The organism is Flavobacterium sp. SOK18b, assembly GCF_014156605.1.
Classification (GTDB): domain Bacteria; phylum Bacteroidota; class Bacteroidia; order Flavobacteriales; family Flavobacteriaceae; genus Flavobacterium; species Flavobacterium tiangeerense.
Genome location: NZ_QKNZ01000005.1, coordinates 1 through 21937, shown reverse-complemented (window position 1 = coordinate 21937; position 21937 = coordinate 1). Strand labels below are relative to the sequence as shown.

Annotated in this window: 16 protein-coding genes; 6 read left to right on the top strand and 10 right to left on the bottom strand. The window is 33.8% G+C overall.

Translation table 11 applies throughout. The annotated features are described in order from the left end of the window. Positions 1–31: 31 nt before the first annotated feature. Together DNC80_RS01005 and DNC80_RS01000 are read right to left on the bottom strand one after the other, a co-directional pair. The gene (locus DNC80_RS01005) at positions 32–493 is read right to left on the bottom strand and encodes a DUF962 domain-containing protein (protein WP_182648462.1); all 462 of its coding nucleotides are present in this window, start codon (positions 491–493) and stop codon (positions 32–34) included. A gap of 208 nt (positions 494–701) precedes the next feature. Continuing rightward, positions 702–1691, bottom strand: a complete 990-nt coding sequence (locus tag DNC80_RS01000; protein ID WP_182648460.1) for a glycosyltransferase family protein — start codon at positions 1689–1691, stop codon at positions 702–704. Between the two features lie 243 nt (positions 1692–1934). Between DNC80_RS01000 and DNC80_RS00995 the strand changes: the two genes are divergently transcribed. Together DNC80_RS00995 and murC are read left to right on the top strand one after the other, a co-directional pair. After that, entirely contained in the window at positions 1935–2585 is a 651-nt protein-coding gene (locus DNC80_RS00995; protein ID WP_182648458.1) for a lipopolysaccharide assembly protein LapB, read from the top strand. Positions 2586–2646: 61 nt separating this feature from the next. Next, positions 2647–4056: a UDP-N-acetylmuramate--L-alanine ligase gene (murC, locus tag DNC80_RS00990; protein WP_255493140.1), complete on the top strand. Its 1410-nt coding sequence runs from the start codon at positions 2647–2649 to the stop codon at positions 4054–4056. Between the two features lie 32 nt (positions 4057–4088). Here murC and DNC80_RS00985 read toward each other — a convergent pair whose 3' ends face one another. Further along, positions 4089–4694, bottom strand: a complete 606-nt coding sequence (locus DNC80_RS00985) for a DUF1287 domain-containing protein (RefSeq protein ID WP_182648456.1) — start codon at positions 4692–4694, stop codon at positions 4089–4091. Positions 4695–4763: 69 nt separating this feature from the next. Here DNC80_RS00985 and radC point away from each other — a divergent pair, with 69 nt between their 5' ends. The 3 genes from radC to DNC80_RS00970 are packed head-to-tail and all read left to right on the top strand — an operon-like array spanning position 4764 to position 6918. Further along, complete coding sequence (radC, locus tag DNC80_RS00980) at positions 4764–5456, top strand: DNA repair protein RadC (RefSeq protein ID WP_086452773.1); 693 nt, start codon at positions 4764–4766, stop codon at positions 5454–5456. A 9-nt stretch (positions 5457–5465) separates the two neighbouring features. Further along, positions 5466–6152, top strand: coding sequence for a YjjG family noncanonical pyrimidine nucleotidase (locus DNC80_RS00975; RefSeq protein ID WP_182648454.1), 687 nt, complete (start codon positions 5466–5468; stop codon positions 6150–6152). 1 nt (position 6153) lies between these two features. Then, complete coding sequence (locus tag DNC80_RS00970) at positions 6154–6918, top strand: hypothetical protein (protein WP_182648452.1); 765 nt, start codon at positions 6154–6156, stop codon at positions 6916–6918. Positions 6919–6979: 61 nt separating this feature from the next. Here the strand turns inward: DNC80_RS00970 and DNC80_RS00965 are convergent, their stop codons facing one another. Continuing rightward, positions 6980–8257: a replication-associated recombination protein A gene (locus tag DNC80_RS00965; RefSeq protein ID WP_182648450.1), complete on the bottom strand. Its 1278-nt coding sequence runs from the start codon at positions 8255–8257 to the stop codon at positions 6980–6982. 273 nt (positions 8258–8530) lie between these two features. Between DNC80_RS00965 and DNC80_RS00960 the strand changes: the two genes are divergently transcribed. Next, entirely contained in the window at positions 8531–9301 is a 771-nt protein-coding gene (locus DNC80_RS00960; protein WP_182648448.1) for a rhomboid family intramembrane serine protease, read from the top strand. 44 nt (positions 9302–9345) lie between these two features. On the opposite strand, the gene rlmB is transcribed toward DNC80_RS00960, so the two are convergent. From rlmB to DNC80_RS00930, 6 genes are all read right to left on the bottom strand, one after another. Further along, complete coding sequence (gene rlmB / locus DNC80_RS00955) at positions 9346–10080, bottom strand: 23S rRNA (guanosine(2251)-2'-O)-methyltransferase RlmB (RefSeq protein WP_182648446.1); 735 nt, start codon at positions 10078–10080, stop codon at positions 9346–9348. Between the two features lie 67 nt (positions 10081–10147). Continuing rightward, positions 10148–11599: a SusD/RagB family nutrient-binding outer membrane lipoprotein gene (locus DNC80_RS00950; protein WP_182648444.1), complete on the bottom strand. Its 1452-nt coding sequence runs from the start codon at positions 11597–11599 to the stop codon at positions 10148–10150. A gap of 3 nt (positions 11600–11602) precedes the next feature. After that, positions 11603–14815 carry a SusC/RagA family TonB-linked outer membrane protein gene (locus DNC80_RS00945; RefSeq protein WP_182648441.1) on the bottom strand — a complete coding sequence of 1071 codons (3213 nt, stop codon included), beginning with the start codon at positions 14813–14815 and terminating at the stop codon, positions 11603–11605. A gap of 610 nt (positions 14816–15425) precedes the next feature. Continuing rightward, positions 15426–16970 carry a SusD/RagB family nutrient-binding outer membrane lipoprotein gene (locus DNC80_RS00940; protein WP_182648439.1) on the bottom strand — a complete coding sequence of 515 codons (1545 nt, stop codon included), beginning with the start codon at positions 16968–16970 and terminating at the stop codon, positions 15426–15428. A 9-nt stretch (positions 16971–16979) separates the two neighbouring features. Next, entirely contained in the window at positions 16980–20075 is a 3096-nt protein-coding gene (locus tag DNC80_RS00935) for a SusC/RagA family TonB-linked outer membrane protein (protein WP_182648437.1), read from the bottom strand. Between the two features lie 83 nt (positions 20076–20158). Beyond that, a complete protein-coding gene (locus DNC80_RS00930) occupies positions 20159–21844 on the bottom strand; it encodes a hypothetical protein (RefSeq protein WP_182648435.1) in 1686 nt (561 codons plus the stop codon). Positions 21845–21937 lie beyond the last annotated feature (93 nt).

The window sequence follows — 21937 nt, the reverse complement described above, 5'->3', positions numbered from 1 at the left end:
ACGAAGTATGAAATACAATTTCACATCATTTTTATTTGGTGCTAAACACCGAGTGTATTACCCATGCTGGGCCAATTAATAAGAATTGTAAATCTTTAATGAAAGATGGTTTTTTACCTTCAATTTTGTGCCCATAAAACTGACCAATCCAACCTACGGTGAATACAATTATAGAAAACCAAACTAACGACACATATTGGGATACTAAATAATTTCCGATGAGACAAATAGCAGTAAAAAAGGTCATTTTTATCCCCATTACTAAGGAGAGCCTAAAGTAAAAAAACAAAACAAATAGCAATATAACAAAAGCCCAATTGGCAAGTACCGGATTTAGTGAGGCTAGTGGAGATAAAACACCACTCGGGATACTCATGAACAAACCAAACACCGAAAAAAAGATAAGAGGTACACAGATATAATGAATCTTTTTATTGGTCAGGTTCTTGTGGCTTACGCTATATTCTTCAAACCATTCTGCTAGTGTTTTCATAATTTATTTTTTACTAAAGTAATAAATAAATTAGATTTTGCTTCGATATTTTATTTTTTCACTTTAGCTTTCGGATTGCCGTAACTGTTTATAGCAGTGCTGAATGAGGGATAGAAAGGGAAATCCTTTTTTGCGTTTTCTTCGCAAAAAAGATTGTACTGTATAGCCCGACCCGCTTTTTTTGCGGGGCATTCCCAAAAATTAATTTTTAATCTCGATAGGTATCAAAAAGGTATTGAAGCGTTTCAGGAATATTATTGGCTTGCATTTCAGGATACGTAATTTTCATGTTTAACCAGTTTGAGATTGTAATGTCAAATTCTTTATCCACAGTATATACCACGGGAACTCCAAGTTTTTTTAATGCTGCTGCGTTACATTCTTGCTCGTAATGATTGCGAATTGGTATACTCAATACTTTCTTCTTGAGGTATAGTGCTTCGGCTGGAGTTTCAAAACCGCCGCCCGTAATAATTCCGTCACAAGTAATGAGACTCTTATTGAATTGTTTTTGGTTAACGGGATAATAGGTAATGTTTTGAATGGTGTGTTTGTGAGTTACGCTACTAAGGAACCAATGAAATGTTACATCGTGTAACTTATGAAATGCTTTTTCGAGGCAGTCTTGGTCAAATGATGGTAAATAAACGGTGATATGTTGTAAATTTTTGGGACTGGCTTCAATTATTTTGTCCTTGATCATGGGAGGCCTTATGAAGCTGTCGTAGTTTTCAAAGTGCAAGCCAATGTTTTTAGGAGCTTTAGCATAATGCTGTAAAATGAGCTCGCCCATGATGTTTTTTTTATCGGGTCTGGGAGTGTTTTTAGAAAGGAAACTGGCTTGATGTCCCAATTGAACCGAATGTACGTTTTGCATTTTACAGGCTAGTGAAGTGATGGCGTCAAAATCATTGATGACAACATCATAGTCTTTAAGTGGCAGTGCATCAGCGTCTTTGTAGATTTGGCGTGGTTTGATATTTTTTGTGATGTTCCAGTAATCGAGTCCACCGCACTTGCTGTAGTACAAGCTGCAGCCATTGCTTTTATATCGAATAGGTATTTTAAGATCTAAGCTAGCATTGTTGCCACTCAAGAAGAAATCTACTGTGCCGTATTGAAGTAAATAAGGGTATAATTGTGTGGCTCTACTGATGTGACCGTTTCCTGTGGCTTGAATGGCATAAAATATTTTCATATTGTTTTTTTGGTTGCGAAAAATAGAGTCTTTTTACTAATTCATTTGTGCTAAGTTGACTTTGTGGCAAGAACTTTGTTTGTGAATATGTAGTATGAATATCATTTCATTTAATATCTAGCTAAAGTAATAACAGCATGTTATGGGAAAGTTTTTTTAAGTTTTCCATTTCATTATACTTTTAGTTGCAATGTTGGCTCATAATCTTTTCACATCCTTATATAAATTTCTTATTTTTGAAAAATGAAACAAATTCTTTATTCTTTTTTATTGCTACCAATGATGATGTGGTCTCAATCCAATTTTGAAAAAGCAGAGAAACTTTTCAAGGAAGAAAAATACAGTCAGGCAGAAGTTCTTTTTGAAGGTATTTTGAAAACCAATCCTTCTGATACTAAGGTTATAGAATACTTGGGAGATATTGCGGGTCAATCTAAATCATGGGACAAAGCGATAGTATATTATAAAAAGCTCAAAGTGCTTAAGCCATCAGAGGCAGATTATTATTATAAATATGGTGGTGCGCTAGGAATGAAAGCGAAGACAGTGAATAAGTTTAAAGCGCTTGGAATGATTGATGAGGTTAAATCTTCATTTGAAAAAGCCATTGTATTAAACCCAAAGCATATTGACTCCCGATGGGCATTGATAGAATTGTATATTCAGTTGCCTGGAATTGTTGGCGGAAGCGAGTCTAAAGCGATTAAATATTCAAATGAATTAGCAAAATTATCACCTGTAGACGGCTACCTTTCAAGAGGGCATATTGATGAATATTTTGAACGATACGTTGCTGCAGAAAATCAGTATAAAAAAGCCATTCAGGCGGGTAGTACAAAAGTGGGTTCCCAAAAATTAGATAATTTATACAAACATAAATTAAAGAAAACATAATAATCTCACTCCGTTATTTGGCTGTGGCCAATGAGTAAATAAAATTCAGAAAAATATAAATATGGAAACTAAACATCCAAATTCTAACCCATCGGTATTAAGTTCAAATACATCTAACCATCTTCATTTTATAGCAATAGGAGGTAGCGCCATGCATAACTTGGCACTTGCTTTGCACAACAAAGGATATAAAGTTACAGGTAGTGATGATGCAGTTTTTGAGCCTTCAAAATCTAGGTTAGAAAAAAAAGGATTACTTCCGCAAGAGATGGGCTGGTTTCCCGAAAAAATAACACAAGATATAGAAGCAATTATTTTGGGTATGCATGCCAAAGCGGACAATCCTGAATTACTGCAAGCACAAGCTTTAGGGTTAAAAATATATTCTTATCCAGAATTTTTATATGAGCAGTCAAAAAATAAAACCCGCGTAGTGATTGGTGGTTCTCACGGAAAGACAACCATTACCTCAATGATCTTACACGTAATGCATTATCATAATATTGCTGTAGATTATATGGTAGGAGCACAACTCGAAGGTTTTGATACGATGGTACATCTGACCGAAGAAAATGATTTCATGGTACTTGAAGGAGACGAGTATTTGTCATCACCTATAGACAGGCGTCCTAAATTTCATTTGTATCAGCCTAATATTGCTCTAATTTCAGGTATTGCTTGGGATCACATAAATGTTTTTCCGACATACGAAAATTACGTAGAGCAATTTGAAATTTTTATTGATAAAATTACTAACGGTGGCATATTAGTATACAACGAAGACGATGCCGAAGTGAAGCGCGTTGCTGAGGCTGCAACTAATCCGATCCGTAAATTAGCGTACGCTACACCACAATATACAGTTAATGATGGAGTAACACTTTTAGAAACTCCAGAGGGAGACATGCCAATTGAAGTTTTTGGAGCGCACAATTTAAATAATTTGGCTGGTGCCAAATGGATTTGTCAAAACATGGGTGTTGATGAAGCTGATTTTTACGAAGCAATTGCTAGTTTTAAAGGTGCAAGCAAACGACTAGAGAAAATAGCCGAAGGAAAAGGAAAAGTAGCCTACAAAGATTTTGCACACTCACCAAGTAAAGTAGCAGCCACAACTAAAGCAGTAAAAGAACAGTACCCAAGTCGTACATTAGTAGCCTGTTTAGAATTGCACACCTACAGTAGCTTGAATGCGGAGTTCTTAAAAGAATATGAAGGAGCGCTGGAATATGCTGATGTAGCAGTTGTTTTTTACTCCCCTGATGCTGTAAAAATCAAACAACTTGAAGAAGTAACTTATGATCAAATAGCAAAATCTTTTAACAGAGAAGATTTGATTATTTATACCAATCCACAAGATTTTAAAGACTATTTGTTTAATCTTGATTTAGACAATTCAGCTTTGTTGTTGATGAGTTCTGGAAATTATGGCGGATTAAATTTTGATGAGGTCAAAAATCTAATGCAGTAATAAACTTTAAGGCGCCATTATTAAGGCGCCTTTTATTTTTCATATTGATAGTGTCCTACTATTTTGTATTTAAATAAACAGTCTTCTAGTACTTGACCTGACCCTACGTTATGTACAAGTAGTGGACGCATGCCGTCACTCGTTTTTTTATGAGTTACAATACCTATGTGAGGAAGTTTTCCGTTAATTATCCAAGTTACAATAGCACCTGTTTTATAATCTTGAGCTTTATCTGATACTAGTAGCTTTCTACCTTTTCTTTCAAAGAAAACCTCTAAGTTTGGAACTCTTCTTTGATCTATATTTGTATCAGTCCTTTTCATGCCCCATTTTTTAAGGTTGGGATATTTAGAAAAATTAGTTTTCATATCTTCATGTACTTCTTTTTGTAAATCAATATTCAATTTTCTGTAGGCTCTAATGACTACATCCGTACAAACTCCTTTGTTTTTAGGTACATCTCCTTTAGGATAGGGCATGGATTTATAAGTTGGATCATAGATAATATTGGGGTTTACAATGGATAAAGCCGCTTTTGAAAGTCGTGTTTCAAACAATAGATTTGTCTCTTTAGGTTGCGCTTTTGAATCAATAGTAAAAAGTGCTGTAAGAATTATAATTAAATAAATAGCTTTCATATTTTTATCTTTAATTAAAATAACGTTATTTTTACTTTTGTATTACGCTTAATTTTAAAAAGTTACGACTTGGAACAAACTAATTTTCCCATCACAAATTGGTCCGAAGATGATAGACCACGTGAAAAATTGATGCTCAAAGGTAAAAGTGCTCTTAGCGATGCGGAGTTGATAGCTATATTGATAGGATCGGGTAGTCGGAATGAGTCCGCTGTTGATTTAAGCAAACGAATTTTATCCAGTGTTGACAATAATTTAAATGCATTAGGAAAATTATCCTTAGCACAATTAACCACTTTTAAGGGAATTGGTGAGGCAAAAGCAATTGCAATTATTGCGGCTCTTGAATTGGGTCGACGACGTAGAGCAGAGGATACTGTGGAGTTAAAAAAAGTAACCTCAAGTAAAGTGATTTTTGAAATCATGCAACCCGTAATAGGAGAGCTGCCACATGAGGAGTTTTGGATTATTTTTTTGAATAACTCTAATAAAATTATTGCCAAATCTCAACTGAGTAAAGGAGGTATTACCGGGACACTTGTTGATGTACGAATCGTTTTTAAAACAGCTCTTGAAAATGGCGCAACAGCCTTAATTTTATGTCATAACCATCCTTCAGGAACACTTGTGCCCAGTGATGCAGACAAACACATTACCAAAAAATTAAAACAAGCTGGAGAAAGTTTAGAAATAAAAGTACTAGATCATCTTATAGTGACTGAAAACAGTTATTTTAGCTTTGCCGATGAAGGCATAATTTAATTACAAATTATGAAACAAAAATTAACGGATGTTTTTTTTGACCTAGACCATACATTATGGGACTTTGATAAAAATTCAGAACTTACTTTCAATACTATTTTTAAAAACAATCACCCTGATGTTGATGCTAAGCTATTTATTGATAAATATGTGCCTATAAATCAGGAATGTTGGAAATTATATCAGTTTGACAAAATTACGCATGAGGAATTGCGTTATAACAGATTGAAACATTCTTTTGATGCTATTGATTACTCCATTTCGGATGCTCAAATCAATAAAATCTCTGATGAATACATCAAACTTTTACCAGATAGTAATCATTTATTTGACGGAACATTTGAAATTTTGGAGTATTTAAAGCCAAAATATAACTTACATATCATTACAAATGGCTTTGCCGACGTACAATCTAGAAAAATGTACAACGCAAAAATTGAAAGTTATTTTCAAACGATTACAAACTCTGAAATGGCTGGAGTAAAAAAACCTAATCCAGGTATTTTTAATTATGCACTTGCGCGAGCTAATGCAGCTGTTACATCTAGTATCATGATTGGAGATAGTTATGAAGCGGATGTTCAAGGGGCTCTTAATGCTGGATTAGATGCTATTTTTTTTAATGAAAATAGTATGGAAGTCGATGGCAATGTTAAACAAATTAACCATTTATTACAACTTAAAAATTTTTTATAAGATGAAAAAAATAGCAGTAAGCATTTTACTTTTATTCGTAACTATTTCTTTTGGACAAACGGTAAACAATTATAAAGCGGTAATTGTACCCGTAAAATATGAATGGTTAAAGATTGAAAATCAATACCGACTAAATACTTTAACAAAGTTCAATCTAGAGAAAGCTGGATTTACAGTTTTTTATAATAAAGAAACTCTACCTATTGAATATAGCAACAGGTGTGATTTACTCTTTGCAAACGTTGAAAAAGAAAATGGTTTTTTAATTTCTAAACTTTTTATAACACTAAAAGATTGTAATGACAGGCTTGTTTTTAAATCAGAAGTAGGTAAAAGCAGGGATAAAGATTATAAAGCAGCGTATAATGAAGCTTTAAATGAAGCTTTTAAATCGGTAAATGCTTTAAAATATAAATATAGTGGAGTTCCAGAAAAACAGGAAAATAACCAGACAAATTCAGTAATGGTGACACAAAGTGGACAAAAAACAGTTGGAAGCCCAGATGCTTCAACCCTTGTTTCTAGCTTGCCAACATCTGTAGATTCAGCTGATCTTTTGTATGCTCAACCTACTGCAACGGGATATCAATTGATTGACAAAACACCAAAAGTAGTCATGAAATTATTAAAAACTTCTCAGCAGAACTCATTTATTGCTATTAAGGGTGATATTCAAGGTTCTTTAATTTTAAAAGAGAACCAATGGTACTTTGAATATTATAAAAATGATGTATTGGTTTCAGAAAAAATAAATGTAAAATTCTAGAAAATAAAAGTGTTTCTTAATCATAGAAAAGCCTTGATTCGTCAAGGCTTTTCTGTGAAATTTAATATCCATATTTATCTTTCCAGCGGTTTTTTAAAAATTCCCTAATGGTATTTTCTCTCGAATTATTCCCAGGTACATAAATTGGAGTATTGCTCAAATCATCAGGTAAAAATTCTTGTTCTGCAAAATTATTAGCGTAATCATGAGAGTATTTGTACTCCTCACCATAGCCTAGTTCTTTCATTAATTTGGTTGGCGCATTGCGTAAATGAATCGGCACTGGTAAATCTCCCGTTTGTTTCACTAGTTGTTGTGCAGTACCTATAGCTAAGTAGGATGCATTACTCTTTGGAGATGTGGCAAGATACACTGCACATTGACTCAAAATGATTCGGCTTTCCGGATAACCTATAGTAGCCACTGCTTGAAAAGTGTTGTTGGCCATGATAAAAGCAGTAGGATTTGCGTTTCCAATATCTTCGCTACTTAATATGAGCATTCTTCTGGCTATAAATTTTACATCTTCACCGCCTTCAATCATTCGGGCTAACCAGTACACAGCTCCATTAGGATCGCTACCACGAATAGATTTTATAAATGCCGATACAATATCATAGTGCTGTTCTCCTGTTTTGTCATAAAGCACCGTATTTTGTTGTACAACTTCAAATACACGATCGTTAGTAATGATAATTTTGTCATCAAGAGATGCATTTACCACAAGTTCAAAAACATTCAATAATTTCCTGCCATCACCGCCCGAAAGCCTTAATAAAGCTTCTGTTTCTTTGAGCTCAATATTTTTTTGAGACATCAGTACGTCTTTCTTCATGGCACGTTCCAGTAAGGTCTCTAAATCTATTTTTGTAAACGGATTCAACACATAGACTTGACATCTTGACAGTAAGGCGGGAATTACCTCAAAACTGGGGTTTTCAGTTGTAGCGCCTATAAGGGTAACCCAGCCTTTCTCTACCGCAGCGAGTAAGGAATCCTGCTGCGATTTACTAAAGCGGTGAATCTCGTCAATAAATAAAATAGGATTTTTGGCTGTAAACAATCCGCCACTCTGTTTTGCCTTTTCAATAACTTCCCGGATGTCCTTAACTCCAGAATTAATAGCGCTTAAAATATAAAACGGACGTTTAGATTCCTGAGCGATAATTTGTGATAAGGTTGTTTTTCCAGTGCCTGGTGGTCCCCAAAAAATTAATGATGGGATTATTCCTTTAGCAATTTGCTGTGTCAATGATCCATTTGGCCCTACAAGATGAGACTGACTCACATAATCATCCAGTTTTTGAGGGCGTATTCGTTCTGCAAGTGGTGCTTCCATTTTCTTAATTTGGTTGACTGTAACTAGCTTTTTATGGGTGTAAAATTACAGCTTTATTTGTAGCTTTTTCCAGCTGTACATTCTATCTTTTAAATCTTGTAAAAAAACAAGATCTAAAAGGATGTCATTTCCATCTGGGCTAGGGCGTGTTACTTTATGAAATATTGACTTTATCATGACAAAATTACATCTTAAGTTTTTTGGTTGCATTTTTGTACTTTGATCATATTCGTTAATATGAATTAGCTTTTTAGATCAATCGAGTCAACATCTATGGACAAACATTTCAAGTTTACAAACTCAGTTCTATTATTTCCATTTTTTAGTGTAGTACTATTGTGGTTTGTTTATTGGTTGCAAATAAAATTTGACTTTGATTTTTATCAAAATGGTATCTATCCCCGAACTTTTTCAGGACTTCAAGGTGTTTTTTTGAGTCCATTCATTCATGGTGATGTAGAGCATTTGTACAATAATAGTATACCGCTGTTTATCTTGCTTGCAGCTTTGCAATTTTTTTATGCAAAAGAGTCTGTTCCTGTTGTTGTATTCGGGATCATTCTATCAGGAATGATAACATGGTGCATCGGTAGGGAAAGTTATCACATAGGTGCGAGCGGATTAATTTACGTGTTGTTTAGTTTTATTTTTTTCAAAGGAATCCAAACCAAAAATCAAAGACTTGTTGCCCTATCACTTACAGTCATTGTTATTTATGGTGGATTAGTATGGTATGTTTTTCCAAGTCCCGAGATTGTAACTGAAAAGTCAATTTCTTGGGAAGGTCATTTGGGTGGTCTTATTTCAGGAATTGTATTGTCTTTCCTTTATGATACCCCTCAGTTAAAGAAGCCTATAAAATACGATTGGGAACACCCGGATTATGATGCTTCGCAAGACAAATTCATGCAACGGTTTGATGAAAAAGGAAATTTTGTCAATTTACCCGTTGCGGTTCCTATTGAGCAATCTCCAATCTATGAGTATTATACGTCTAGTGTACCCGTGCAATATGAGTTGATTCCAAAAAAAAAAATGAGTTAAAACTATAGTTTCAACTCATTTAAATTTTAAAAATATTTATTGCGTTAAGATCGTTGTCTAACAGCTTCATATAAAAAGGCACCACACGCTACGGAAACATTTAAGGAACCAATTGTCCCAAACATTGGTAGCTTTGCTTTTTCATCTACAATTTTCAATACAGATGGATTTACACCTCTGTCTTCTGATCCCATAATAATTGCAACAGGTTCGTTCAAAGAGATGTCATATATGTTTTGCTCCGTCTTTTCTGTAGCAGCAATTGTTTTAATTCCATTGGCTTGCAATAAAAATATAGCATCCTTAATGTGTTCAACTTTACAAATTGGAATATTAAAAACGGCTCCAGCAGATGTTTTTACGGTATCTCCATTCACAGGCGCCGATCCGGCTTTTTGAACAATGATTCCATTTACTCCAGTACATTCAGCAGTTCTGATGATGGCTCCAAAATTTCTAGCATCTGAAATCTGATCCAGAATCAAAAACAATGGTTTTTTACCGTTTTCAAGTACCGTATCTATTAAACTTTCCAAATCAAAAAATGAAATAGGAGAGATAGTAGCCACAGCTCCTTGGTGGTTATTTGGGGTTAATCTATTTAGCTTTTCAACGGGTACGTATGAGAAATTGATGTTTCCACGTTTCATCACTTTCATCAAGTCTTTCATTAGTTCGCTACTTGCTTCCTTTTGAATATATACTTTGTCTACTGTTGCGCCAGATTGTATAGCTTCGATTATCGCTCTAATCCCAAATATTTGATGTTCTTTTTCCATAGTGCAAATATATAAAAAAAAACCACCCCAAAAAATGGGATGGTTTTAGTATTAAATCAAAACCTGCTTATTGATGTACAGGAGTTTTAGTCACAATTGGTGGTACTGGACTTGGTGTGTTTGGATTAGCATTTATCTCTACTTGTGGATATAAAAAGCGTTGCGGACTTCCTGCTTTTCCTGTTTTTAATTGAATTTGTGCGGTATTATTAGACCTTCCGAAATCATTAAAGCTTTCGAAACTTCCCATGAAATAAATATATCTTTCTTGAAAAATTTCTCTTAATAGTGCATTTTGATCAGTTAAAGAATTTCCAGAATTGTTTTCTATTCCACCAGCAAGAAAATCTGATGATACATAAGGATCGTAATTAAACGTTTCTGACTCATAACCTGAATTTGAAATACCTATTGAATAGCCAGTATCTAATAAAGCTCTGTAAGTGTTGTAGGAAGATAAGCCTGTCGTAAAAGAACTTCTTGTATCAACTTCTGCTATTATTAATAGCATTTCTCCGTATGTTACCATTGGTAGCCCTGAATCACTTCCAAATTTACCGTTTGTACCACCGTAATCCCCTCCGTAAATATTTAAAGAATATGGAGAAAAGTATTCTTGATTGTAGCAAAATGCAAAGCGCGCATGTTCGTCAGTTTTTGCATTTCCTCTGTAAATTGTTGTTGATGGATCTAATAATCTTGCGCCATAACTATCGCCAGACATATAATCATCTCTTTGGTAAACTAGGAAATCATAAAATGGATTGAAACTTTGACCACTTGAGTTCCCAAACTTTGCAATTAAATCATCTGAAGGACCTGACATTCCTAGCAAGGCATTTGCTTTTGCTTTTGTATAATCCTTAATATGAAGGTAGTATCTTGCTTTTAGTGAGTAAGCTAGTTTTAACCATTTCGCAGTATTACCAGCGTAGTAAAGGTCTTTATCAGCTGGAATTCCTTTACCAGTAGTTGCTTTTAAATTAGTTATAGCTTTATCCAATAAAGTTTGCAAACTAGTATATATAGCTAGTTGAGAATCATACTTTGGCGTTAAATTTTTACCAGTAATGTCAAGTTCACTATATGGTGCATCTCCCCATAAAGAAGTAACCGATCCCATTGCATGAGCTTCAATAACTTGTGCTGCACCAGCTAATCTAGGATTTAACTCTTTTTCTGCTTTTAAAGAAGTTATTTTTGCATTTGTAATACAATTTACATAGGCATTATTCCAACTATCATCAAAAGTGGATGCTGTTGACAGGTTCCAATCGTTTAATGCTACATATTGTCTATTTTCACCATTTGCTTGATTCAACCAAATCATAACATCTCTTGTATTTGAGCTAGTCTGAAAAAATTGATCAGCTAAGAGTATTCCTTGAAACAAATTTTTAGCATCTGAATCTGTAATTAAATCTGGGTCAACATTATAATCTGATACATAGTCTGTACAACTAAATAACGTAGATGCTATGAAGCATAGACTAATTGACTTTATAAATATATTTTTCATGTTTTAGAATTTTAAGTTAACGCTAAATATTAATGATTTAGTGTTTGGAGCATTGAAGTATTGTAATCCTCGTCCATTTGATCCACCTGTAAGGTTTGTCTCTGGGTCTTGACCTAAATCAGCTTCAGTCCACAACCATAAATTTCTTCCTGTAGCTGTGAATGTAATATTATCAACACCTAGATTTTTCTTGCTTAAATTTAAATTGTAAGATAAAGAAAGTTCTCTCCATTTAATCCAAGATGCTGATTTAACAAACTGTTCTCCAACTGGTCCGAAACCACCTCCAAGAGATTGGTACCAAGACTGATCTAACAACACAGGTCCTGCACCAAAGTCTCTTAAATTACCCCTTACTGTTCCTGGCGCAATAGTTTGTCCAGCATAGTTTACAGTAGGCGTGGTTAAAGTAACTTCGTTTGCAGTTTCTATAGTTTTACCGAAGTTGTTTAAAGCTCCGCTTGTTCCGTCCCATAATTGACCTCCTATTGAAGCATCAAATAAAGTGCTTAATTTGAATCCTTTATAAGTGAAAGATGTACCAATAGCACCTCTCCAGTCTGGATTAGGATCTCCGATAATTCCCTCGGATTCAGCTGCTGTTGGGAATCCATTAGCGTCTAATATTAATTCTCCAGTAGTATTTCTGTCAAATTTACCTCCCCAAAGTACTCCTAATGGTTGTCCTAAAACTGCACGAGAAGAAGATCCAGTAAATCCGTTAAGGAATAAAGAACTTGTTCCATCTAGTTTAGTCACCTTATTACGGTTAGTACTCCAGTTTCCAAAAAGATTCCATTTGAATGCTGAACTTGAATTTAATAAGTTTACATCAAACTCTACCTCAAAACCTTTATTTTCAATAGTTGCAAAATTGCCATAAAGGGTGCTGTAAGTTGAACTTCCGTTTAAAGGAACGTTAACTAATAAATCTTTGGTTTCATTAGAGTAATAAGTGGCGTTAATTGTAAGTGCTTTAAAGAATTGCAAGTCAAGACCTGCTTCCATTTCTGTTTTGATTTCTGGTCTTAAATTTTGGTTACCACCCGTTCCTGCTTGTTGGAAAGATCCATTGTATGCTCCTGAATCATAAGCTGGTCCATAACCTTCTGCGCCCAAGGCTGAATTAAAATAAGTTGTTCCAGCATAAGGTCTTGGAATTGATGCTATTTGTCCAAAAGTAGCTCTTAATTTACCGTCGGTTAAAATTTCACTTTCAAAACCATTAGTGAATTTGTATCCTAGTTCAGCTGTTGGATAGAAATACACTTTTAAGTTTGGATCATATGTTGAAGAAGTTTCAAATCGTCCGCCTAAGGTCAAGAATAAATAATTTTTGTAATCAAATGCAGTAGAAAAGTATGCCCCACTTAATTTTGAATAGGTTCTGTCTAAGAAAGTTGTTTTATCTACTAGCAATGCATTATCATAAGAAAAGCCTTTAGAATCAGTAATGAAATTTTTGTATGAACCTCCTCTTTGATCATAATTTGTTTGAGAAAAGTTAATACCTGTCAAATATGATAAGCCAACATTTTCTGTAATTTTAGTATCTCCTAATGCTATTATATCAGCATTAAATGATTGATAGTCCGTTACGCTTTCATTTGCTCTACCATTACCTGCGTTCTCGGCTGAGTTCATCGGGAACATAGTGATTCTTTGATCGCTATATCCATCTAATCCTAGTCTAGCTAATACAGAAATCCAAGAAGTAAAGTTATGTTTTAATTCAAATCCACCTATATATCGGTTTACTGTATTTGGGTTTTTTTGTACGTCAGTTGTCCAAAGAGGGTTATTGTAACTTGGATTTAAATCTGTAGCAAATGTTCCTACATCTTGTCTATAAGCTCTGTGACTATTGAGTTGAGCTGAGCCATTAGCTTGTATATTTGTTCCTATGAAATCTCTGTTATCAAAATCAGAGGGTGATCTATATAGTCCTAAATATAAACCACTTGTGTTTGATCCAGTTTGAATTCGATTAGAATTTACAGATGAATAGCCAAATTTAGTTTTAAAAGAAGTTTTATCACCAATTTTTGATTCAGAAGTAAAGTCGATGCTAGTTCTTTCATAATCGGAGTTTCTTATAATACCTTGTTGGTTTGTATTACCTAATCCTAAATAAAAGTTAGTGTTTTCTCCACCTCCGCTTATACTTATGTGATTATCAAGTAATAGTCCATCGCCAATTACAGCATCCATGTTTGATTTTTGAAAATTATCAGTACTTTTCTTTCCTCCTGCAGCTATGGGATAAATTTTTCTTCCATCATTAGTTACGAAATATTGGCCAGTTGTGTTGAATACGTCGCTTCCCCCTATTCTGGATGCTATTTTATCACCATAGGAGTTAGCATTATTTCGTGTCCAAACACCATTTGTACCTTGGCCAAATTTGTCTTGTAATTTCATTTCAACATTTACCTTGTCAAAAGAAACAGTGGAATTAACGTCTACTGAAATTTTTCCTTTTTTTCCTTTTTTGGTCGTTATTAAAACTACACCATTCGCAGCTCTGTAGCCCCAAAGTGCTGCTGCTGATGCACCTTTAAGCACTTGAACACTTGCAATGTCATTTGGGTTAATATCGTTCAGTCTGCTTTGTTGTCCTACACCATCTACACCGCTTCCAATTTCGTCATTAGAAACAGGCGTACCGTCTATTACAAACAATGGTTGTGTTGAGCCTGTAATTGAGTTTTGGCCTCTAATTTGTATGTATGCCCCTGATCCTGGATCACCTGAATTAGAAACAATAGCTACACCTGAAGCTTTTGCTGAAAGTCCTTTTATCAAAGAGGTTTCTCCAGACTTTGCTATTTCACTTCCTTTTACTTTTGAGAAAGATGATGCTTTTTCGTTTCTTTTTACCTCAATCCCCAAAGTGTTGATAACTACATTTTCTAGTTCCATCGCAGAACCAGTCAATTTAACATTAATTGTTGCTGATTTCGCAAGAACTTCCTGTGTGTTCATGCCGATAAAGCTAAAGACCAAAATTTGGTTAGCATTTACTTTGATCACGAATTTACCATCATAATCAGTTTGTGTTCCAGTTTTTGTCCCTTTCACTAATACACTAGCACCTGGTAAAGGTAGTCCTGCATTGTCTGAAACGACACCTGAAACAGTTCTTTCTTGCGCAAAAGTAATTTGCGCTATTAGTACTAATAAAAGCACTAGTAATCCATTAAACTTTAGTTTCATTTTTAATTGTTTTGATTAGTTAAACAAAACTCTTAATTTTTTGTTAACTATCCTAATAAAATTGATATAATTTATCTTTTATCATAATTTATTGTTGTTTGTATTGCCTTATGTGTACTTGTAAGTATGTTATTTTGGTTTATATAGTTTCTAATTATATTTATGACGGTTGCGTTTGAAATTATATAGGTAAAGAGTAATGATTTGTGAAAGGATTGGTAATTTTATTATTTTTTGTTATGATTAACTTTTGAATGAAATATGATAGTAACTAATTTAGCTTCTCTACTTGCTTTAGTTTGTATTTTTGTTTGGCAGTATTACGCTGTAGATCTTGCGGTCCCTATTTTTTATAATTCCTAATTTAAACTATATTATTTTACCGTTAGTTGTGATTTTTGATGAAGTAAGATATTTTATCTTTTGCTTTTCTTCTAATTTGAGTTGCTATTAATGTAGTGTAGGAGTCTGGTAGTGACAATTATAAAAAAAAACCACCCCATTTTTTGGGGTGGTTTTCAATCTGTTAAAATGTGATAGTAATGATGTTGTGATGTAATTAAAAAAGGCTGTCTTTTCAGACAGCCTTTTTTATAATCAAAAGATTTAATTACGGTACATACCAAAATGGACCTTGAGTTGTAATTTGAGCCGATGTTAAAATTGGCACATTTCCAGAGTTAGCATTGTACTCTGATAAAGGATAGATTAGTCTCTTTGGTCTACTTGGTTGTAAATTAAAACCATTAATAGAACCTGGAATCACAGGAAAACCTGTACGTGTATAGTTGATGTAATTTTCAACACCGTGTATTCCACTTAAAGCAATCCATTTTTGAGTCAAAATGGCTTGGATTTTGTTTGTACTTGCAGTCCAACCAAAATTAGGTGTAGCATCAATATCAGTCAAATAAGTTCCTATTGTAGCTCCTAAATATGTGAAAGAAGCTTGAACACCTTCATTGAATAAAGTTTGTGCAGAACCCGTTAAGAAACCTCTTTGTACAGCTTCAGCTTGAAGAAATTTACTTTCTGAAAGTAGCATCAATACTCCAGCTCTAGCTGATCCAAGATCGTTGGCAGGTTTATTTCTATTTCCGTTTGGACCCGCTATTCCTTGTCCAAATCTTGAAGTTGGGTTTGTATCATTGTTTTGTCCAGGTAGTGGTTTTTGTCCTTGGTCCGTACCCACTACTTTTCCGCCTACAAGATTCCATATTCTTGCTCTTCTTGGATCAACAACACCTGCTGTTGGCCCGCCTGTCGCTCCATTTAATACATCAGCAAAATGTTTTGAAGAAGTGAAAAAAGTATAGGTTGTATTCGTTGTAGAACCTGCTGCGTCTCTTACAAATGAACCAAAGAATGGATTCTGTTTGTCATTGTTAGCAGATGAATATCCTGGATTGATTAAAACATCGCTTGATACAAAATTGTTTAGAGCTTGTAATGTAGCATATTTTGAATTCAAATAAGTTACTGTAGCAGGATCTGTAAGTTTACTTTGTCTAAGTAAAATTCGTAACTCAATTGTATTTGCTAATTGTAGCCACTTGCTCATATTTCCGCTAAATATAACATCTGTTGAAACAGTTTCTGCTGTAGCTGATGGATTTTGGATTAAGGCACGCGCATCTTCTAATTCTTTGATCAGCTCTTTGTAAATAACAGCATCATCTGTATAAGCTGGTGTCAAATTTTGTTGTCCTTTAAATGCATCAAAGTATGGTGAATCACCATATAAATCTACAATATATTGAACATAGTGTGCTTTCATAATTTTAGAGATAGCTACGTAATTCTCTTGATTAGGTAAGTCAGTTTCGATTATTTTTTGAAAGTTTGATACGTTACGGTATAAACCATCCCAAATAGCAGCATAAGTATTATTGTCAAAATTATACGAATATTCTACTTGTAATGGGTTTGTAAATTGGTAAATATTACCACCCCAAGCGTTGGTCATTACACTACCTAAACGGTTCATGTTTATAGCCTGTGTTCTGAATGTTTGTGCTTGTGCACCTGGTAAGATAAGTCTCGGTGGAAGTTCTGATTCCAGCGGACTATTTACGTTAGTGTTGTCAGCCAAGTAATCACTACAAGATGTCAGTGATACAGCTGCTACTGCTAGTATAAAAAATATTTTTTTCATTTCTTTTAATTAAAAAGTTAAGTTCATGCTACCACCAAAAGTTCTAGTGTTTGGATATTGTCCTGTGCCAGAATATCCTTGCCCATTACCATTGTTAGCTGTACTATCTGAAGCCTCAGGATCAGTATATCCTTTGTTGCTTTTTGCTAAAACTGTAAAAGGGTTTCTTGCATTTATACCAAATCTAAGTGATGTCAATCCAATTTTTTCAATAAATGTTGTTGGTACCGAATAGCTTAAAGAAAGTTCTCTCACTTTAAATGCGCTTGCATCAATTACATTGTGTTTTCCAGATCTACTTAATGTAGCATAGTAGTCAATAATACCATTAGCGTCATGACCTTTAGCTGTATATACAGATGTGTTAGGAGTATAAATTCCTGATCCTGGTGCTGTTTCAATTACAGAATTTGGTAAAATGAATCCAACTTCTCTGTCGAAACTTGCTGTTTCTTCTAAACGTCCTGGCCAAGTTAAGTCATATTTAGTTCCTGAAACTATTTGATGACCTGTTCTATAATCCATAACAGCAGATAATGTGAATCCTTTGTATGTTACCGTGTTTGATAAACCTAATATATAATCTGGAGTTGCTTTTCCTAAAATAGAGTTAGAAGAAGATCTTGTAGGCAAACCAAATTGATTAACGATTACGCTTCCATTTGCGTCTGTTACAAATGTTGTTCCTTTAATCAATGGGAACTCTTGACCAACTTCTGCAAAAATTCCTGTTCCAGTAAGTGCGTCAGAAAAAAGGTTGATTTCATTTGCGCCAGCTGCAAGTGAGTTGATTATAGATTTATTAGTAGAATAGCTAGCTCTTAAATTCCAAGAGAAATTTTCTGTTTTAAATGGTACTAATCCTAAATCGATTTCAAGACCTTTTGTGGTCATGTCACCAACATTTGATTGAGAAGTCGCTAATCCAGAAGCAGAAGATGCTGTGGCAGCAGTGATCAAATCTTTTGTATCAGAGATATAAGCAGATCCGTCAATTGTAATTCTGTTATTGAAAAGGCCAACACTTACTGAAGCTTCTTTTGTAGTTACAAATTCAGGTCGGATATTTTTATCAGTAGGTCTTTGATTAATGATATAAGATCCTAATTGACCATAAGGGAATCCAGTTGGGAATACACCTATTTCTGAAGTTGCATATGGTTGAATAGATGATGAGTTACCTACCTTAACAATGTTAGCAGAAAGTTTTAAATAATTTAAAGTTTCACTCTTTAATCCTTCAAAAGCTAATGTAGGAATAAATGAAACCCCAGCACTTGGATAGAAGAAGTTATTGTTTTCTCTTGATAATACTGATGTCCAATCATTTCTTCCAGTTAAGTTAAGAAACAAGTAATCTTTGTAACCTAAATCGATATTTGCTAGAACAGATGCACGATTTGATTTTTGAGATCTATTGTCAAGCGTTGATGGATTTGCAGGACTTAAAACGTTATTGATATGATACCATCCAGGTATGTCAAGATTTTGACCTCCTTGTGAAGTTATTCTGTAATTACGATCTTGCATATTACTTCCAACTAAAGCTTTCAAGCTGAAGTCATCATTTAATTCATAATCAAAATTCACTAATAAATCTCCATAATAAGTTCTTAAAGAAGATTGGCTTGCGTAAAACTCTGATGTTTGATTTCTATTTGCTCCAACTGCAGCTAGTGCAAGAGGTTCAGTGTATTGGTTAATGTGAGATTGTGCATCTCTATTAGTGAACTGTAAATTACCAGTGTAGCTAATATTGATGTTTTTATTTATTTCGTATTTTAAGGCAGCAATAGTGTTTACGAATGTTCTTCTTGCATCGTTACGATTGTTGTCAACAGTCCAGTAAGAATTTTTGAAATAGATGGTGTAATTTCCTTCGTTCCCTGAGTTTTTAAACATTTTCAAATCAATATTTCCTGCTGTTTGAATTAAGTCGTCTAAAAGATCTGGAGACGTTTCTGATGATTTTTGATATGAGTAGTTTACGTTACCGTCTATGCTAAATTTACCAATTTTTTTACCAGCTTTGAATAAGAAGCTATTTCTTTCTAATTGATCACCATTTACTACAAACTCTGTTTTTACTTTATTTGCAGAAAATAAAGCGTATGAATCTTCGCTACCAGCATTGATAGAGAAGCCATTTTGATAAGTAGTACCTGTTTGGTAAAAAGCTTTAACATTGTCCTTAATAAAAGAGTATGGTGCCTCAAATTCAAGTCCGTCTGCTTGAGCTAAACCTGTAGGTCTTACTACCCCATCAAATGGAAGTCCCCAAGATCCATTTTCATCTGGAAGATGAACTCCATCCCATCCTTGACCATATTTGTTTTGTGTTTTAGGCATGAATGAAATGCTTTCATAATCAATTGCCGAATTTACGTTAACTGTGATTTTTCCTTTTTGTTTTCCTTTTACAGTAGTTACAATTATTACACCATTAACTCCTTGCTCACCATAAAGGGCAGCTCCTTGCATACCTTTAATAACGTTCACATTTTCAATTAATTCTGGTGGTAATTGTTGTAATGCAGCTGAAGTAGATATAGAGTTGTCAATTACTACTAAGGCTTCATTGTTACCTGTTATAGATCTTGATCCTCTTAGTACAATTCTATTGGTCGCATTAACTCCATTACTACTTTTGTTTATTTGAAGACCTGAAACTTTACCTACTAAAGATTGTACAACGTTAGGGTTAGCAGCTTGTGTTAACTCTTTTGATGCAACAACTTGCGTAGATGATGTCAAAGCGTTTTTATTTCGCTTTATTCCTAACGCACCTACAACTACACCTTCTAGTTGTATTGAGTCATCTGATAATTTTACATTTACAGTAGTTGAACTTGCAGCTACTTCTTGAGTTTTCATACCAATGTAGCTAAACACTAGTACTTGGGTTGGACTAACTTTGATAGTGTAGGTTCCATCAAAATTACTCTGTGTTCCAGTTTTAGTTCCTTTCACTAATACACTCACGCCTGGTAAAGGCATTCCTGTATTATCAGAAACAGTTCCCGAAACAGATCTTTCTTGGGCAAATGTTATTTGCGCCACTAATACTAGAAGAAGTACTAGTAATCCATTAAACTTTAGTTTCATTTTTTAATATTTTGAATTAGTTTCACAAACGTCTTAATATTATCTTAACATTCCTAATAAAAAATTGTTTTAAAATGTTAAAGTTAGAATTTGATGTTGTAACTCAAATGTAGGATTCCGTTTTCAGTTTTAATTTTCTGAGAATTTAAAGCGCCACTTGCTAGTGCAATGCGTAATAATCCGTTTTTTGTTTGTGCACCAAAGCCTAGACCGAGGCCAATTAGTTGGTTGTTCCTTAATGAGTTGGGTGTGTTGTTTTTAAAATAAGCGAGATCTGCTATGGTGTGGATATAAAATTTGCTAGTCAATGTATAACGATATTCTGTTAAAAATGCAGATGTCCAAAATGCAGCAAGACTATTTTCTCGAAAACCTCGAACACTATTAAATCCTCCAAAGCGATGCAACTCATTTTCTAAATATTGAGAACTAGCTAGGTAATGATTTTGATTGTTGATATAGAATGAGTGTTTGGAATTAAGTTCAAAAAGGAGAATGTTTTTTATCTCTATTTGAATTTGTTTGGTCGGTTTTGGTTCTGGTTCTATCTCTGCTATTCTCTTGCCTGCTCCTAGCAAAGCAATAAAACCAAAACGTGGTATAAACCTATTTTTTCTGATGAAGAGATCTTTATTTTCATAACCTATTGTTAGGAAATTGTTATTAAATCCCGCTATGTTTGAGTTACCGTCTTGGATTACGCTGGACTGTGTGGAATGGTATCCTAACTTTATTTCAGAATTGTTTTTCAATCTATAATTTAACCCTAAAGTTGTTTTTGTATTTTGAAATGTAGTGTCTTGCCTGAAAATTTGTAAGTCTGTTTGGATTCCTATCGGAGAATTAAAAAGATAGGGTAAAGCTAAACTCGCTTTGAAAGTTTTTTGATCATTGCCGTCGCTTTTCCAAAAAATTTGTATTTGTTCTCCCTTAGTTAAAATGTTTTCAAGTTGAATGTCCAAGTAACCATTTAAGGTAAAACGATTTTCATTATTGCTAAAGCCGATAAACCCATCAAATGTATTCGAATTTTTCTTTTCTAGATACACATATACCTTGGTCGTATCTTTGGTTACTAAAAATTCAGGGTATTTTATTTGATTGACAAAGTTGAGTTTATTAAAATCAGAATGGATTTGTTCAAGACTTTTTAAATTAAATAGTTTGTTTTTATATTTTCGGTTTATTTGAGTGAGATGACCTCTTGGGAATTTATTTTTTCCTTCCTGTTTTATGACTATTGCATTGATGTTTCGGGTGGAGTTTTTTTGAATGTCTAATTCTGCAAGTAAAAGAGATTGCTTTCTTTTTATACTGATGAGTTTTACTTTTGCAAAAGCATATCCGGTATCTTCTAGAAGGTGTAGTGTATGATCTAGAAACGTCTCGATTTCTGAATAAGGTATTTCAATTGTTTTTTTTTGTAGTTTTAATAGTGTCACTGTTTCTAGATCCGGAATGGTGACGATAATTTTTTTTATTTGTTGTCCTAAATCAATTTTATTTTGAAAAGTAGAGTCGTTAATTTTATTTAGTTGAAATGTTTTTACTTCAATATAACCTATAAAGGAAGCTTTTTTGAGAAAGCCTTCTACTTCATGATTTATAGAACTTACATTTTTATGTTTGGTTTGGTAATTTAAGGAGTCTATTATTTTGGTTTCTTCTTTTGAATTCCCAATGATTTGTAATCGAAACTCTTGAGCGTTACATGTGCTTTCTAATATTAGAAATAAAAATAAAAGAAGTGTTTTTTTTTTATTGCTCATTGTGCAAATTTAGAGATACAAATATGAGATCTTTGTAATGATTTTCAAAGTTCTAAATAATCTAATTGAAAATTAATAGTTTAACGTTTGTAG

Bases quoted from the DNA above. Each gene is read 5' to 3' on its own strand.
- DNC80_RS00995 (WP_182648458.1), top strand. From the start codon at position 1,935: ATGAAACAAATTCTTTATTCTTTTTTATTGCTACCAATGATGATGTGG.
- murC (WP_255493140.1), top strand. From the start codon at position 2,647: ATGGAAACTAAACATCCAAATTCTAACCCATCGGTATTAAGTTCAAAT.
- DNC80_RS00930 (WP_182648435.1), bottom strand. From the start codon at position 21,844: ATGAGCAATAAAAAAAAAACACTTCTTTTATTTTTATTTCTAATATTA.
- DNC80_RS00985 (WP_182648456.1), bottom strand. From the start codon at position 4,694: ATGAAAGCTATTTATTTAATTATAATTCTTACAGCACTTTTTACTATT.
- DNC80_RS00935 (WP_182648437.1), bottom strand. From the start codon at position 20,075: ATGAAACTAAAGTTTAATGGATTACTAGTACTTCTTCTAGTATTAGTG.
- rlmB (WP_182648446.1), bottom strand. From the start codon at position 10,080: ATGGAAAAAGAACATCAAATATTTGGGATTAGAGCGATAATCGAAGCT.
- DNC80_RS00960 (WP_182648448.1), top strand. From the start codon at position 8,531: ATGGACAAACATTTCAAGTTTACAAACTCAGTTCTATTATTTCCATTT.
- DNC80_RS00945 (WP_182648441.1), bottom strand. From the start codon at position 14,815: ATGAAACTAAAGTTTAATGGATTACTAGTGCTTTTATTAGTACTAATA.
- DNC80_RS00950 (WP_182648444.1), bottom strand. From the start codon at position 11,599: ATGAAAAATATATTTATAAAGTCAATTAGTCTATGCTTCATAGCATCT.
- DNC80_RS00975 (WP_182648454.1), top strand. From the start codon at position 5,466: ATGAAACAAAAATTAACGGATGTTTTTTTTGACCTAGACCATACATTA.
- DNC80_RS00940 (WP_182648439.1), bottom strand. From the start codon at position 16,970: ATGAAAAAAATATTTTTTATACTAGCAGTAGCAGCTGTATCACTGACA.
- DNC80_RS01005 (WP_182648462.1), bottom strand. From the start codon at position 493: ATGAAAACACTAGCAGAATGGTTTGAAGAATATAGCGTAAGCCACAAG.
- DNC80_RS01000 (WP_182648460.1), bottom strand. From the start codon at position 1,691: ATGAAAATATTTTATGCCATTCAAGCCACAGGAAACGGTCACATCAGT.
- DNC80_RS00965 (WP_182648450.1), bottom strand. From the start codon at position 8,257: ATGGAAGCACCACTTGCAGAACGAATACGCCCTCAAAAACTGGATGAT.
- DNC80_RS00970 (WP_182648452.1), top strand. From the start codon at position 6,154: ATGAAAAAAATAGCAGTAAGCATTTTACTTTTATTCGTAACTATTTCT.